At 48.8% G+C, this 13917-nt stretch carries 17 protein-coding genes; 9 read left to right on the top strand and 8 right to left on the bottom strand.

From position 1 onward, the window contains the following. Positions 1-4: 4 nt before the first annotated feature. Positions 5-304 (bottom strand): gp53-like domain-containing protein, encoded by a 300-nt coding sequence (locus ACMGGQ_RS17785; protein ID WP_406915562.1) that lies wholly within the window; start codon positions 302-304, stop codon positions 5-7. A gap of 125 nt (positions 305-429) precedes the next feature. Between ACMGGQ_RS17785 and ACMGGQ_RS17780 the strand changes: the two genes are divergently transcribed. From ACMGGQ_RS17780 to ACMGGQ_RS17740, 9 genes are all read left to right on the top strand, one after another. After that, on the top strand, positions 430-1023 hold the full coding sequence (locus ACMGGQ_RS17780) for a recombinase family protein (RefSeq protein ID WP_406915561.1): 594 nt from the start codon (positions 430-432) through the stop codon (positions 1021-1023). Positions 1024-1081: 58 nt separating this feature from the next. Next, on the top strand, positions 1082-2269 hold the full coding sequence (locus tag ACMGGQ_RS17775) for a phage tail sheath protein (RefSeq protein WP_420290359.1): 1188 nt from the start codon (positions 1082-1084) through the stop codon (positions 2267-2269). 11 nt (positions 2270-2280) lie between these two features. Further along, positions 2281-2799: a phage major tail tube protein gene (locus ACMGGQ_RS17770; RefSeq protein ID WP_023309235.1), complete on the top strand. Its 519-nt coding sequence runs from the start codon at positions 2281-2283 to the stop codon at positions 2797-2799. A 56-nt stretch (positions 2800-2855) separates the two neighbouring features. Continuing rightward, complete coding sequence (locus ACMGGQ_RS17765) at positions 2856-3164, top strand: phage tail assembly protein (protein WP_248272440.1); 309 nt, start codon at positions 2856-2858, stop codon at positions 3162-3164. 32 nt (positions 3165-3196) lie between these two features. Next, positions 3197-3316, top strand: a complete 120-nt coding sequence (locus tag ACMGGQ_RS17760) for a GpE family phage tail protein (protein ID WP_041908052.1) — start codon at positions 3197-3199, stop codon at positions 3314-3316. Next, on the top strand, positions 3309-5570 hold the full coding sequence (locus ACMGGQ_RS17755) for a phage tail tape measure protein (RefSeq protein ID WP_420290358.1): 2262 nt from the start codon (positions 3309-3311) through the stop codon (positions 5568-5570). Before ACMGGQ_RS17760 ends, ACMGGQ_RS17755 begins: the two co-directional genes overlap by 8 nt. 11 nt (positions 5571-5581) lie before the next feature. Next, positions 5582-6046 (top strand): phage tail protein, encoded by a 465-nt coding sequence (locus ACMGGQ_RS17750; protein WP_045910024.1) that lies wholly within the window; start codon positions 5582-5584, stop codon positions 6044-6046. Continuing rightward, the gene (locus ACMGGQ_RS17745; protein WP_420290357.1) at positions 6043-7197 is read left to right on the top strand and encodes a phage late control D family protein; all 1155 of its coding nucleotides are present in this window, start codon (positions 6043-6045) and stop codon (positions 7195-7197) included. Before ACMGGQ_RS17750 ends, ACMGGQ_RS17745 begins: the two co-directional genes overlap by 4 nt. 67 nt (positions 7198-7264) lie before the next feature. After that, entirely contained in the window at positions 7265-7465 is a 201-nt protein-coding gene (locus tag ACMGGQ_RS17740) for an ogr/Delta-like zinc finger family protein (protein ID WP_029741756.1), read from the top strand. 192 nt (positions 7466-7657) lie between these two features. Here the strand turns inward: ACMGGQ_RS17740 and ACMGGQ_RS17735 are convergent, their stop codons facing one another. From ACMGGQ_RS17735 to ACMGGQ_RS17705, 7 genes are all read right to left on the bottom strand, one after another. Next, a complete protein-coding gene (locus ACMGGQ_RS17735; RefSeq protein WP_167213387.1) occupies positions 7658-8107 on the bottom strand; it encodes a Shiga toxin A subunit in 450 nt (149 codons plus the stop codon). After that, positions 8104-8472, bottom strand: coding sequence for a DUF2778 domain-containing protein (locus tag ACMGGQ_RS17730; RefSeq protein WP_420290356.1), 369 nt, complete (start codon positions 8470-8472; stop codon positions 8104-8106). Before ACMGGQ_RS17730 ends, ACMGGQ_RS17735 begins: the two co-directional genes overlap by 4 nt. A gap of 10 nt (positions 8473-8482) precedes the next feature. Beyond that, the gene (gene tssD, locus ACMGGQ_RS17725; protein WP_167213393.1) at positions 8483-8974 is read right to left on the bottom strand and encodes a type VI secretion system tube protein TssD; all 492 of its coding nucleotides are present in this window, start codon (positions 8972-8974) and stop codon (positions 8483-8485) included. Between the two features lie 820 nt (positions 8975-9794). After that, on the bottom strand, positions 9795-11591 hold the full coding sequence (locus ACMGGQ_RS17720) for a hypothetical protein (protein ID WP_420290355.1): 1797 nt from the start codon (positions 11589-11591) through the stop codon (positions 9795-9797). Next, positions 11588-12625 carry a phage integrase gene (locus ACMGGQ_RS17715; protein WP_420290354.1) on the bottom strand — a complete coding sequence of 346 codons (1038 nt, stop codon included), beginning with the start codon at positions 12623-12625 and terminating at the stop codon, positions 11588-11590. Before ACMGGQ_RS17715 ends, ACMGGQ_RS17720 begins: the two co-directional genes overlap by 4 nt. 3 nt (positions 12626-12628) lie before the next feature. Further along, positions 12629-13195, bottom strand: a complete 567-nt coding sequence (locus ACMGGQ_RS17710) for a PH domain-containing protein (protein ID WP_420290353.1) — start codon at positions 13193-13195, stop codon at positions 12629-12631. Positions 13196-13211: 16 nt separating this feature from the next. After that, the gene (locus ACMGGQ_RS17705; RefSeq protein WP_420290352.1) at positions 13212-13793 is read right to left on the bottom strand and encodes a phage repressor protein CI; all 582 of its coding nucleotides are present in this window, start codon (positions 13791-13793) and stop codon (positions 13212-13214) included. Between the last annotated feature and the right edge of the window lie 124 nt (positions 13794-13917).

The following is a 13917-nucleotide window of genomic DNA, read 5'->3' as shown; positions in this document are numbered from 1 at the left end:
CCCCCTAACATCCGATTACAAGCCAAGTATATTGAGCGTTTCCCGGTCCCAGGTTACGTATATACATTTGCGTATTACCCATTGTCCTGACCTGCCCAATATATATGGACCCTGCTGCGGGATCACCGGTGGTATTTGCGTAAGTCGTATATCCCATCAGCATAGAATGAGGAAACGCCACCGGAAATGTTACTAATGTATTTTGCTCTGAACCAAAGGTTGTTGTCAGCCCCCACTGTAAAATTAATCCACCCGGCAATTTTTGCCACCCGTTTGATGACTGCTGTGATGTGAATGAATTCATATCCGGGATCTGGTTCGCACTGGTCCCCACGCTTCTTTTAGCAGCCTCCCCTAAACCAAGGTTTTTGAAAATGCGTGTTTAACAGTTAAATGGCATGATTTTGGGTTTTAACAGGAAGAATTTACATGCTTATCGGATACATACGCGTGTCAACAAATGAACAAAACACCGCCTTACAGCGTGACGCGCTTCAGCGTTCAGGATGTGAGCTCATTTTTGAAGATAAAATCAGCGGTAAATCGACAAACAGACCGGGACTCAATCGTGCCCTCAGACAACTGAATGCGGGCGATACTCTCGTTGTATGGAAACTCGATCGGCTCGGGCGCAGTATGCGCCACCTTGTTTCAATGACCGAGGAACTACGCCAGCGAAACATTAATTTCCGCAGTTTGACTGACAGCATTGATACCTCAACGCCAATGGGGCGATTCTTCTTCCATATCATGGGGGCGCTTGCTGAAATGGAGCGTGAGCTCATTGTCGAGAGGACGTGCGCCGGGCTGGCCGCAGCGCGGGAACAGGGGCGAATTGGTGGCAGACGCCCTAAATTGACGCAGGAGGAATGGGCTCAGGCTGGAAGACTGATTGTTGCCGGAGAATCCCGGCAGCGCGTTGCGTTAATTTTTGATGTGGGTGTTTCAACGCTTTATAAAAAATTCCCCGCCACGGTAATCGGACAATCGTTGTGTCAGTCATCGCTGGACGGTGACAGTTAGCTCATAACAACTCCAGCCGCGACAATATCACTCACCAACTAACCAAGGAGTTAAACGGATGAGTGATTTTCACCACGGCGTGGAAGTTATCGAAATCAACGATGGCACCCGCACCATTTCCACCGTCTCGACGGCAATCATCGGTATGGTCTGTACGGCCAGCGACGCTGACGACAAGACATTTCCTTTAAACGAGCCCGTGCTCATTACCAACGTGCAAACTGCGATTGCGAAAGCCGGCAAGGCGGGGACGCTGTCTGCTTCTCTGCAGGCGATTGCTGACCAGTGTAAACCGGTTGTCGTTGTTGTTCGCGTGGCCGAAGGCACCGCAGAAACCCCGGAGGAGGCGCGCAAACAGACCGTTTCCAACATCATCGGTACCACCGATGAAAACGGTAAATATACCGGCCTGAAGGCGCTTCTCACGGCGAAAACGGTAACCGGCGTTAAGCCACGTATTCTCGGCGTGCCGGGGCTGGATTCTCAGGAAGTGGCAACCGCGCTGGCCGCGATGTGCCAGAGCCTGCGCGCGTTCGGCTATGTCAGCGCATGGGAATGTAAAACCATTTCTGAGGCGATCGACTACCGCAAAAACTTCAGCCAGCGCGAGCTGATGGTTATCCACCCTGATTTTCTGGCATGGGATACCACCACGAACGCAACGACGACGGCCTGGGCGACCGCCCGTGCGCTTGGCCTGCGCGCCAAAATCGACCAGACCATCGGCTGGCATAAAACCCTGTCAAACGTTGGCGTCAACGGCGTTACGGGCGTAAGCGCCTCTGTCTCCTGGGATCTGCAGGAACAGGCTACCGATGCGAACCTGCTAAACCAGGCGGGCGTCACCACGCTGATTCGCAACGACGGCTTCAAATTCTGGGGTAACCGTACCTGCTCTGACGACCCGTTATTCGTCTTTGAAAACTACACCCGTACCGCGCAGGTGCTGGCCGATACCATGGCGGAAGCGCACGCGTGGGCGATGGATAAACCCATCACCCCAACGCTTATCCGCGACATCGTTTCCGGTATTAATGCCAAGTTCCGCGAGCTGAAAACCAACGGCTATATCGTCGACGGCTCCTGCTGGTATGACCCTGAGTCGAACGACGCAACCACCCTGAAAGCGGGGAAACTGTATATCGATTACGACTACACCCCTGTCCCGCCGCTGGAAAATCTGACCCTGCGCCAGCGCATCACCGATACCTATCTGGCAGACCTGTCAGATTCGGTTAATAGCTAAGGAGCTGAAGCATGGCGTTACCACGCAAACTTAAATACCTGAATATGTTCAACGATGGCCTGAGCTATATGGGCGTTGTTGAGTCTGTGACCCTACCGAAGCTTACCCGCAAGCTGGAGAAGTATCGTGGCGGCGGTATGCCGGGCTCGGTCTCTGTCGATCTCGGTCTGGACGATGATGCCCTGGCGCTGGAGTGGACCGTTGGCGGTCTGCCGGACGCCGCGCTGTGGGCACAGTATGCCTCTCCGGGCGCGGACAGCGTGCCGCTGCGCTTTACCGGCTCTTATCAGCGCGATGATACCGGCGAAATCTCCGCCGTCGAAATCGTCATGCGCGGCCGTCATAAAGAGTTCGATGGCGGTGAAAACAAGCAGGGCGAGAGCGGCACCACCAAGATGTCCACCGAGTGCGCGTACTACCAACTGACCATTGATGGCAAAGAGATCATCGAGATCGACATCATCAACATGGTGCTCAAAGTCGACGGCGTCGATCGTCTGGCAGAACACCGTAAGGCCATCGGCCTGTAACCCTTTAACCGGCCGGGATTACCGGCCGGTGAGTTAACTTTCAGAAGAGTAACGAAATGGAAAATAGCAACGAGACCGCCATGCACGAAAGTGAAAACCCACATATCGTCACGCTTGATAGCCCCGTTCAGCGCGGTGAGCAGAAAATTGAACAGGTGACGGTGTCTAAACCCAATGCGGGGACCCTGCGCGGGGTATCGCTGGCGTCGCTGGCGCAATCTGACGTCGATGCGCTGATTAAGGTGCTGCCGCGAATGACCTCTCCGGCGCTGACCGAGCATGAGGTTGCTCGCCTGGATGCCTGCGATCTGCTCTCTTTTGCCGGTAAGGTGATCGGTTTTTTGTCACCGGCTTCGGCTCGCTGAGATTTCCTGAAAACCTGTCGGTCGACGATCTGATGGCGGATATCGCGGTGATTTTTCACTGGCCGCCGTCAGAACTGTACACCCTTAGCGTGACCGAACTCCTCTTATGGCGCGAAAAAGCGCTGCAGCGAAGCGGAAACCACCATGAGTAATAATGTCAGTCTTCAGGAGCTGCTTAAGGCAGTTGATCGTGCAAGCCGACCGCTTAACGCTCTTCAGAACGCCAGCTTGACTCTCGCGAGCGATATCCGCGATGCGCAGGTGGCGCTGGGGGGGCTCGACGAGCAGGCGGGGCGCATTAACGGCTTCAGAAAAGCAAATGCCCAGCTCGCCACGACGGAGCAGTCGCTTGCTCAGGCGAAACAGCAGGCGGCGGCGCTGGCGTTGCAGTTTAAAAACACACAAAACCCAACTCAGGCACAGGCTGATGCGCTGTCCGCTGCCCGAAAATCGGCAGCCAACCTCAAGCTTGAGTACAACAGCTTACGTTACTCGGTACAGCGTCAGCGGACTGAACTCGCTCAGGCGGGAATCAACACGCGAACGCTTTCGTCGGATGAGCGTCGTTTAAAAAGTCAGATCGGCGAAAAAACGCAGCAGCTTAACCGACAGCGGGATGCGCTGGCCCGCGTCAATCAGCAGCAGGCGCAACTGAGTACCGTTCAGAATCGCTACGAGTCAGGCAAACGCGTTGCCGCGCGGGTGCATCAGCTGGCTAATGCGGGCGTGGGCATGGCCAAAGCGGGCTTTGATCAGACGTCCCGGTTTATGGCGCCTGGCATCAGTTTTGAAAAACAGATGTCGACTATTCAGGCAAGCCTTGGTCTGGAGAAGGGCGACGCCCGGCTTGAGGCCATTCGCCAGCAGGCGCGGGAGGTCAGTGCCAGGACCGGAGTCCCCGCAGATACGGTCGTCCGTGCACAAACCGAACTGGCTCGTTCAGGCTACGACGCCGATGGGGTTATTGCTGCCACTGTACCCACGGTTAACCTCAGCCTGGCGGGGAATGTCGACGCGGCAAAAGCAGCCGATATTCTCAGCAGCACGCAGGCCGCCTATAACCTGGCCGATACGGATGCGGGACGCATCGCAGATTTACTTACCCGCGGGTTTACCTCTTCGAACACCAGTCTCGTTGAGATGGCGGCGGCCGTCACCTCCGCTGCGCCCGCTGCGGATGCGACCGGTATGGGTCTTGAAGAGACAATCGCGCAGCTTGGCGTTCTGACGGAAAAGGGAATGAACGGTGCCGCCGCCGGGGACGCGCTCAGCGCGATGCTGCGACAGCCCCAGGCTCCGGATGCACTGCGCTCAGCCGCGGGTAACGGCGCGCTTGATAAAAAACGCCAGCAGTTGCAGGGGGCAACAGGCAGTGCCGCGCTCGTGGCTTCCGTGCAGACCGACAATCTTGACGGCGATATCAGCAAATTCCAGGCCGCGTGGAGCGGGCTGAAGATTGACGTATTTGATAAAGCAGATGGCGCTTTGCGCAACCTGATAACAACCGCAACCGGCTGGCTTGGCACGGCCTCCCTGTGGGTGAATGCCAACCCTGAGCTGACGCAGACCCTTGCCAGCATTGTTGTCGGCGCGCAGGCGTTTGCTGGGGTACTGGGTGGCGTAGGCACGGTTATTGGTCCGGTTCTGACGGGCATCAATATGGTTATTACCGCGGCCGGGATGTTAGGAATGGTATTTAGCGTGGTGGGCGGCGCCATCATGACGGTGCTGGGCGCCCTTAGCTGGCCGGTGATAGCCCTTGGCGCGGCGATTGCCGCCGGTGCTTTGCTGATTTTCAAATACTGGGAGCCCATCAGCGCCTTCTTTGGTGGGGTGATGGAAGGGCTTTCAACGGCTTTCGCACCGCTGGGTGCGCTGTTCTCACCGGTGATGGCGGTATTTGACGCTATCTCGGAGAAGCTGGGCGGTATCTGGCAATGGTTCACCGACTTGATTACGCCGATCAAGGCGACGCAGGAAACGCTGGATGGCTGTAAAAACGCTGGCGTGATTTTTGGACAGGCGCTGGGTGATGCGTTAATGGCACCGCTTAATCTCTTTAACAGCCTGAGCGGCAAGGCCAGCTGGCTGCTGGAGAAACTCGGTCTTATCAAAAACGAGTCGGGTCATCTCGACGCCGCAGCGGCAAAAGCAGACGCGACATCCTCTCCTGCGGGCAGTTCGTCCATTCCGGTGGCGGGGATCTCTGGCGTCGGCCAGGGGTATCAGCCAACCCTCGTGCCGGGAGGACGCTCTTACGTCGATCAGAGTAAAAGCGAATATCACATCACGCTGCAGGGGGGCACGGCCTCCGCAACGGATCTGACGCGTCAAATCCGGGAGACAATAGATAGCATTGAACAGGATAAAGCGAGACGGCAGCAATCCAGCTTAATGTATGGTTGAGGAGAGATAAAATGTTAATGGTGCTGGGTCTGTTTGTCTTTGAACGACGAACCTTACCCTATCAGACAATGCAGTTTACAAAGGATTACCGCTGGGCGTCCAACGATCGGATCGGGAAACCTAAAGCCTGGCAGTACCTTGGCGAAGGCGAGACATCTTTTACCCTCTCCGGACTGCTTTACCCTGAGCTCACGGGAGGGCGGCTTTCCCTCAAGGCGGTTGAGCTGATGGCGAATGAGGGGCGGGCATGGCCGTTGATAGACGGTACCGGCATCATTCACGGCATGTTTATCATTGAAAAAGTCACGCATACGCATTCGGATTTTTACAGTGACGGTACCGCCCGAAAAATTAATTTTACGCTGGAACTGAAACGCGTGGACGAATCGCTGGTGACGATGTTTGGCGATCTGAGAACCCAGGCCGAAGAGCTGGTGACGAGCGCACGTAATAGCATTGGAGGGCTGGTGGGATGATCACCGAAATGAATATCCGGGCGGGTGGGAAAATCGCCCCTGATTTTATGCTTAAGCTTGACGATCGCGATGTCACACAGAATTTCAGCCACCGTCTTATCAGTCTGAGCATGATCGACAAACGTGGGCTGGAAGCCGATCAGCTGGATATTCAACTGGATGATTCCGACGGGCTACTAGACTTGCCGGCCCGGGGGGCAAGGCTCTCCTTATGGCTGGGATGGGAGGGAACCCCGCTCGAGGAGAAAGGGGACTTTACGATTGATGCGATTCAATTCCGGGGCGCGCCGGACACGCTGACCATCCGGGGATTCAGCGCAGATTTTCGTGGAAAGCTAAACGTGCGGCGCGAACAGTCGTGGCATGACACGACGATTGGCGCGATAGTCGATACCATCGCTCAGCGTAACCAGTTGACCGCCAGCGTCGCGTCGGGGCTTGCATCCATCGCCATCTCTCATATTGACCAGTCTCAGGAGACAGACGCGGCGTTCCTCTCCCGCCTTGCTGAACGTAATGGAGCATTTGTTTCAATCAAAGCCGGGAAGATTATCTTTATGAAAGCGGGCCAGGCCGTGACGGCCAGCGGCACGCCGATTCCCTTAATGATGATTGAGCGTGGGGATGGCGATAAGCACCTTTTTTCCGTCGCTGACCGTGAAAATTATTCCGGCGTGACGGCCAAATGGCTGCAAACGCGCGACCCAAAGCAACAAAATCCTCAATTGAGTATTTCACGTCAATCAGGGGGGCAGCCGACAGAAGCACTGCAGCACCCGGATGCCGTCGCACCAGTAGCGGAAACAGGAGGCAAGGAGCAGAAGCCGCAAGAGAGGCTGGTGGGATCGGCGGAAAACGTATTTGAGCTCACCACGGTCTATGCCTCTGAAGAGCAGGCGCTCAGGGCCGCAGAGGCTAAGTGGCGCGCGCTTCAGCGGGGAACCGTAGAGTTTTCCATCCAGCTTGCCCTGGGACGCGCCGATCTGTACCCCGAAACGCCGGTGCTGGTAAACGGTTTTAAACGCGTCATCGACGAGCAGGCGTGGATCATCAGCGAAGTGGTGCATAACCTCAACGATAGCGGATTTACCACGCAGCTTAAGCTTGAGCTGAACGTCAGCGACGAAAAATTTACTGTTGATAGTGAGTAATGTAGTTGCTATTGGTTTTATTTTGGGTATTATTGATTCACAAAATGTGAATTAAGTGGAGGGGTACATGTTTCATTGTCCTAAGTGCAAGCACTCTGCGCATGCGCGTACCAGTCGCTATCTAAGTGAAAATACCAAAGAGCGCTATCACCAGTGCACCAATGTGGACTGCAGCTGTACGTTCGTGACGATGGAGTCCGTGGAGCGCCTGATTGCGACCCCTGGTGCCTCTGAGCGTGTCCGAACGGCTTCGCTGAACCACGGTTAGCGGCTGCGTCATCGGTTCAAAAAACCAATAAAAAAGCCACTCAATTGAGTGGCTTAATTATATGAAGCCAGCAGCACCCACCGGAGGATTACGACCAGACACCAAAAGGCAACATCACTTTTTGAAGGCGGAAAAAAACTGCCTTTCGTCGGGTTTTGCGTAATGCTCATTTTTATGCCTGGATTTTGCTATTCAAAATTCGCGCGATAAAGTCAAAAAACCATTGTACCGTACTGAGCATTCATCATCGTTGACGAACGCTGAAGAAATGAATTCACTACGTTTGCCTTTTTTGTCCGTAAAAGTATATTTTGCCGTCACGGTCAGTACATGCCTGTCGTGATACATATTGTAATAATCATTCTCAGAAAGCCTGATATCAGCTGATTTCTCTAAATCTGCCTGGCTATCTGCAATCGCCATTTTTCTGGCGAATACATCTGACACTGGCAGCACATCAAGCACTTCCACTGTTGTTTTGCTGTACTGGATAGACGTCAGATCAATGCCGAGCTCGTTCTTAATGCTGGTTAGCAGCATACCTTCGATATAATGACCGGGTGCTGCACATTCACCACCCGTAGAAGCTGCCATTGCACACACAGGCAACAATACGATGGAAATTGCAATTATGCGGATCATCGTACAACCTCCAGCAATGCGCCTATATCATTGCTCACAAGTAGACGGGTTGAAGGACTCATAATAATACAGCCTTCAGATGCGTATCCGGGTATACCGACGCGCTTATCACCGTGCATACGGAAAGAAAGCATGTCACGCGCGTATGAATTGCCGCTAATATGTTTCAGTTTAATTGTCAGCGGTCCTTTGCTGGTGCCGGAACTACCGATTTTCCATATACCGCGTGGAATTGGCCCCATACCGCGAACATGCTCACGGTCTGGATTATTTTTAATGGTGAGGGCGCCGGAGTAACCTGTTTCAATCAGTTTTCCATCTTTAAACAGTTCGCCGGTGCTTTGCTTATAAAGCCATTTAGCCATGGTGATCTCCTTATGCTGTTTTACGGTCTTTCCAGCTATCGGCGTGCTGGATGTTGCCATCGACATAGCTCCACGTGATTTTTTCGTAACGCAGGCCTACATGCTCTATATGCCCGTGTTTTTCGAAATCGGGATCTTTGGTATCAAACATAATTGGCACAACGTGGCACACCTTCACGTTCTCCAGCACGACATTGAAATATTCTTCTTCCATGCCGTTATTATTGATGCGGTAAAGTTTGAATTCGGCTTTTGCCAGGGTCCGACCTGTAGTTAAGGCCCGGTAAAGAAGTGGGGTTGATGGGTCTATCTCTTTTTCAAATGTAAACGCCTCATGCTGTCGCGTTCCGGTTAATGCTCCACTCATGTTATCGGCAGGAATAAACAAATCGTGCTGCATACCTACTACTTCAATGCTGCCTTCCCGGCCACGAACATCAGAGCCACCTTTTATCTGCTTCCCTTCATCGTTGCAAAGCAGGAGATAAATGGGTATAGCCATGCTAATTAACTCCATTTAGTTGACAAATTAACCAAACAATACTCCTTCATTATTTTTCTGGTTGTAAGTTTTTATATCACCATTGTTACCTATATTTGTTTTTTTAATAAATGAATATAAATAATAATTTCAGTGAATCGGTTTAATTCATTCTTGATTTGAGTTATTAGTTGATTAACCGCATTACGTAAAGTCTGGTGAGCTTACGGCCACTACCAGAAGCACGCATGATTACATCCATGAAAAAACCAAAAATAACAGGCGAAAATTTCCCTCAGGGATTTTCCCTCCGAGAATTAGAGGACAGCACCTGGTAGATAATTGTGAATACGGCGTGATTTAATGACTTTTTGGCTCAATCTATCTGTGCCACCAGTAACTTTTTGCGGGGCTGAACTAACCTCATTTTGCCGTATGTTGGTTCGAATAAATTCAGTGCTAGCGTGGCTTACAGAACTGTGAACCAACTGAACCGACATTTTTTCTGTATCTATATATGCGTTTTCATTGTGTATGGACTGGCAGGTTAATTGGGAACCACAGCGCTGGAGGTAGGGGGCAGATGGTGTGGGTGGTCATAAATTAACCATAAATCACTATGGCTACTTTTCTGAAATATCCTCGGTATATCCCCGGAAAAAACAAAGGGCCAGCGCATTTAGCGCCAGCCCTTGCTGTATCTGGTGGCCCCTGCTAGACTTGAACCAGCGACCAAGCGATTATGAGAACCATATTAAAACATGTAAAATCAATGAGATAAGAAATCAATGTCCACCAAAGTTGGCCAATAACCCTAAGTTAGTGCGACACTTTTGCGACACTAGAAAGACTTTAACGCATGGTGTAGTACAAGCCTTTCTATCCTGTATTGATCTAATCCGCTATGTAATCCCGCTTGAATTAGGAGATTATCACAGACCGTTTGCACCCATTGCTTTTCATTAGCAAGATTGTTATGTGCAGCCCCCCTGTAACGCGCATTTAAGATCGAACCAACCTTACTCCATAGTTCAACAGGAAGTTTAAGCCAGTGATTAATGAAATCGGCGGGGTCAATATAATTCATAATATCTATATTAGAATATAATCCAGCTTCATTGGAAGTACCAATCAGTAACTTCTTGAAATAGTCTATATTGGTATCTAATGCTTCAAGGATTTCATTAACATAAATGGGATATCTTTTGATCTTAGCTATTTTTCTACATTTTCTTATATGGTCAACGATTTTATTAATGTAATCTCTGTATGAGTCGCTTATCCAATACATATGTGAATCTGAACGCTCGTATATATCATCGCTGAATGGATCGGGATTTAATGGTTCAGGAAGTAGTAAATCTTTTTCTAAAAGAGAGTCAATGTAATTTATTTGAGAGTTAAATAAATATTCGAAACTATATTTAATTTCATTTCTTTCAGAGAGCATATAAGACAGGCAGAAGCTATGCATTATTTCCCCTATGTTAGTCATTGTTGTTCCTTTAAATTTATCAAACATTTCAACAATGGCTGACCTTACATTTGTGCTCTCTTGATTATCAAAGTTAATTATCGTTAGCCACGGTGGGTTGTCAAATTTCTGAATAAAGAATTTTGAAACACCTAGAGACTTGACTATTTCTTCTTTCGAGTAATCACCAGTTTTAATTATTTTAGCAGTTAACTCGTAATCTAAAGTATCGCTTCTTAAATCCATGTCATTATACTTGCGATAAAATGCTATTCTTTTTTTTGTTGGTTCATCTAATTCAGGTTGGTTGACATCTTGTTGTAATATAATTGCATATTGAATATAGTCCTGTGGAATTTCTTCTATATCAACAGTGCTTATATTACCCATTTTATATTCAATGTTAACTATGCAAAAGAAATTGAAGAGCGCTTTCATTGCTATAGTGTGTTTTAAATGAACAGGCTCAAGACACTCAAGGAGTCTATGACAATCATTGATTAAATATTTCAATATCCTCAGTGACTTGCAATTGCTTTTTAAAAATGCACCAATTATTACTGGCTTTATGGCGTTGAAATTATTTAATTTGAATTTTTCACTAAAGAAAACACCTGCAGCATCATCAATTTGAGGTTCAATTTGTATTGTGTGACCGATGATTTTTTCTTTGGTTTTGATGAAATCATCATGAGTTTCTTTGTCATGAGCTAGTATGATTACTTTGCATTGATGATGCTCAATATACTGATTTATAACGCCAAATATTTCTTTGTTCGACATTGGGCAACGCTCAAGGTCATCAAAGATTATTACTTTATTCCGATCTACAGTTAGTTTGATTAGTGGACTAAGTATATTTCCGGCTAAGGAACCAGCTCCGAAGGTAACACCATTCAGTTCGGCAGATAGATCCTTTGTTATATCTAGAAACTTCTTGGCAAAGTTTTTGCCGGGAAACATTTTAGCAAATACTGTGTTATAAACTTCTTGGGATTCGCTGATTCCGAATAAACTTACATGACATTGTAATTCACGAGGTATTGCTTTCATTACTTGGAACGTCTTTCCTGAACCCCATTCACCAGTAACTAGAACAGCAAAACCCGGGGCGTCCAGTCCTAGATAATAATCTAAATATAATTCTAGGTTGCTTTTGTTCATTGAATTTCTCTTTTGTGAATATTATTTAAAGGATTTAATCTCAATGCTTCTTGTAAGTGGTTTGGCGCGAAATGAGCGTAACGCATTGTCATCTTGATATCGGTGTGTCCGAGGATTTTTTGAAGGACTAGTATGTTGCCGCCGTTCATCATAAAATGGGAAGCAAAGGTATGTCTGAGAACGTGCGTCAACTGCCCGGCCGGTAATTCAATTCCAGCTCTTTCCAGAGCAGATCTAAAAGCGTAATAACACGGACTAAAAAACGCTCCCTTCTTTTTGGGCAGTTCAGCTATGATTGCTGGGTCTAATGGTATCGTGCGGTTGTGCTTACCTTTCGTTTTTATAAATGGGACCTTCCCAGCACCGATTTGGCTGTGCTTTATTTTCTCAGCCTCTCCCCAGCGAGCGTCAGTAGACAGGCAAATTCTAACAATCATCTCCAAATCTTTAGCAGAACTGTGGCGGCTTTCTTCTAAGAGTCTGTCAATCTGCTCTCCAGTAAGAAAGGCCATCTCACTTTCTTCTGTTCTGAACTGTCGAATGTTATCTAGCGGGTTTGGCACTTCCCATTCGCCAAGTCGTTTCAATTCATTGAACACAGCGAGGAAATACGCGTGCTCTAAGTTCATGGTGCGAGGCGAAACCTGAGTGACGCGCTTAGTACGGGAAAAATGGCCATCGAGCCTTTTTGCCCGGTACGCGGTGAAAAGCTGGGCTGAGAATTCAGTAGCCAGGGGCGACCCAATGCACTGATCTGCCCAGAGCATGGTGCTTTCACGTTTCTCGCCGTCACGCAAAGTTATTTCGTGGCGCTCAAACCAGAGATGGACTAGATCCGAAAGACGACGTTTGTCTTTGCCCTGGCCTAACCAGGGCGTGTCCTCAAATTTTTGCAGTGTGTAATTTTCAAACGCCAGCGCTTCGCCTTTAGTGGCAAACTTCCTACGAACCCGCTTGCCGTCTTTACCATCAGTTCTGTCTACAGCGTAAAAATCAGCAACCCATTGGCCGTTAGCTAACTTTCTTACAGACATAAATTAACCATTCAAAATGAGTTTTTTCTGCTGCTGGAATTCTTCTTCTGTAAGAATCCCTTCTTCTTTCATTTTTGCAAGACGTTCAATTTTCGCCATTTGATCATCGAATGATTGAGTGTCTTTGGTCGGTTCTTGTTGTTGCGAGGCAGGGGAGTTCAGAGAGTTTTTTGTTTCGTTCACTAAATTTGTGAAGGGTATAACTGAGCCTTTCATGACATTTTTGATTGTGTAGTTTTGGCCGCTAGTAGAAATCATAATTTCACCAAACATAATCCCCGTCTTGCCGCCTACGCTCACAATGTTGTTGAGGTTGATGTCAACCTGCTTAACACCAAAAATCATGCCCTTATCAAGGAAAATTACGCGTTTATTTGTCAGTGTGATGAGCCAGGTGTTGCCGTCCATCATGCCACTGGCAATGGCCACCGGACGTTCGCCCGAGTTTAAAATTTCAGGGAGATGAAAGAATTCTTTTTTAGTACCAAAGGGCGTGTCAGATACAACGCCAGCTAAGCGTTTCATCTCCGCTTTGAGTTGGTCTTTTGATGCTGTTTTGTAGTCAATCATCTTCAAATCCTTATGCTTATCTTATTGTTAATACAACCCTACCAAGAATTTTTATATCTTCTATTGCACAATCAAAGGCCATGCCGACGCCACTTACTCTGACTTTCTTAATTGGGATGCGGGTAAGTGTGCGAACGCTTATTTTACCTTCAATTTCAACCAACCACTGATCGTCATAAACCTCAGTAAATAAGGGATCCACGATAAATTGGCTATTACCTTCTAGGACGCAGATTGGGGACTTAGGTAAAGGGACTGCCGGGAGGAATGAGACCTTATCCAACATGTACATGCCAGCATCGTAAAGAAGGCCATCAACGATTTTTCGACGAGGCATTTTTATAATATCGAGTTCTTCGTCGTCAAATTTCCTGCCTTGACCAGTAGCAAGCCATTCTAACGATGCGCCAGTTTCAGCTACACACCTAACTACCATGTCAGCGGGGAAGCCGCCTCGTTTGTAGCGTCCAGCCAGGCTACTCGATGCCATTCCAAAGTGATCGGCAAGCATCAGCTTAGACGTAAAGCCATAAGCATTAATCACTCTGTCGAGTACTTCACTGCTGTGGCTGATTTGTCCGTAAGAGAATTTGCCCATAATTTAGTCAGGTTTTCGCAAAATGCGATAAATCTATTGGTCTGTCGCTTAATGCGATCTAACCTCTCCTTGGTGTAGCTTTTTACGAATATAGGTTAATAACAGTGGATATTGGCGTATCCAC

This window comes from Enterobacter sp. BNK-13 (genome assembly GCF_048685015.1).
Taxonomy (GTDB): domain Bacteria; phylum Pseudomonadota; class Gammaproteobacteria; order Enterobacterales; family Enterobacteriaceae; genus Enterobacter; species Enterobacter quasiroggenkampii.
This window is presented reverse-complemented; position numbering and strand designations above follow the sequence as displayed.

Coding starts and splice junctions, on each gene's coding strand:
- ACMGGQ_RS17785 (WP_406915562.1), bottom strand. CDS start 304: ATGAATTCATTCACATCACAGCAGTCATCAAACGGGTGGCAAAAATTG.
- ACMGGQ_RS17780 (WP_406915561.1), top strand. CDS start 430: ATGCTTATCGGATACATACGCGTGTCAACAAATGAACAAAACACCGCC.
- ACMGGQ_RS17775 (WP_420290359.1), top strand. CDS start 1,082: ATGAGTGATTTTCACCACGGCGTGGAAGTTATCGAAATCAACGATGGC.
- ACMGGQ_RS17770 (WP_023309235.1), top strand. CDS start 2,281: ATGGCGTTACCACGCAAACTTAAATACCTGAATATGTTCAACGATGGC.
- ACMGGQ_RS17765 (WP_248272440.1), top strand. CDS start 2,856: ATGGAAAATAGCAACGAGACCGCCATGCACGAAAGTGAAAACCCACAT.
- ACMGGQ_RS17760 (WP_041908052.1), top strand. CDS start 3,197: ATGGCGGATATCGCGGTGATTTTTCACTGGCCGCCGTCAGAACTGTAC.
- ACMGGQ_RS17755 (WP_420290358.1), top strand. CDS start 3,309: ATGAGTAATAATGTCAGTCTTCAGGAGCTGCTTAAGGCAGTTGATCGT.
- ACMGGQ_RS17750 (WP_045910024.1), top strand. CDS start 5,582: ATGTTAATGGTGCTGGGTCTGTTTGTCTTTGAACGACGAACCTTACCC.
- ACMGGQ_RS17745 (WP_420290357.1), top strand. CDS start 6,043: ATGATCACCGAAATGAATATCCGGGCGGGTGGGAAAATCGCCCCTGAT.
- ACMGGQ_RS17740 (WP_029741756.1), top strand. CDS start 7,265: ATGTTTCATTGTCCTAAGTGCAAGCACTCTGCGCATGCGCGTACCAGT.
- ACMGGQ_RS17735 (WP_167213387.1), bottom strand. CDS start 8,107: ATGATCCGCATAATTGCAATTTCCATCGTATTGTTGCCTGTGTGTGCA.
- ACMGGQ_RS17730 (WP_420290356.1), bottom strand. CDS start 8,472: ATGGCTAAATGGCTTTATAAGCAAAGCACCGGCGAACTGTTTAAAGAT.
- tssD (WP_167213393.1), bottom strand. CDS start 8,974: ATGGCTATACCCATTTATCTCCTGCTTTGCAACGATGAAGGGAAGCAG.
- ACMGGQ_RS17720 (WP_420290355.1), bottom strand. CDS start 11,591: ATGAACAAAAGCAACCTAGAATTATATTTAGATTATTATCTAGGACTG.
- ACMGGQ_RS17715 (WP_420290354.1), bottom strand. CDS start 12,625: ATGTCTGTAAGAAAGTTAGCTAACGGCCAATGGGTTGCTGATTTTTAC.
- ACMGGQ_RS17710 (WP_420290353.1), bottom strand. CDS start 13,195: ATGATTGACTACAAAACAGCATCAAAAGACCAACTCAAAGCGGAGATG.
- ACMGGQ_RS17705 (WP_420290352.1), bottom strand. CDS start 13,793: ATGGGCAAATTCTCTTACGGACAAATCAGCCACAGCAGTGAAGTACTC.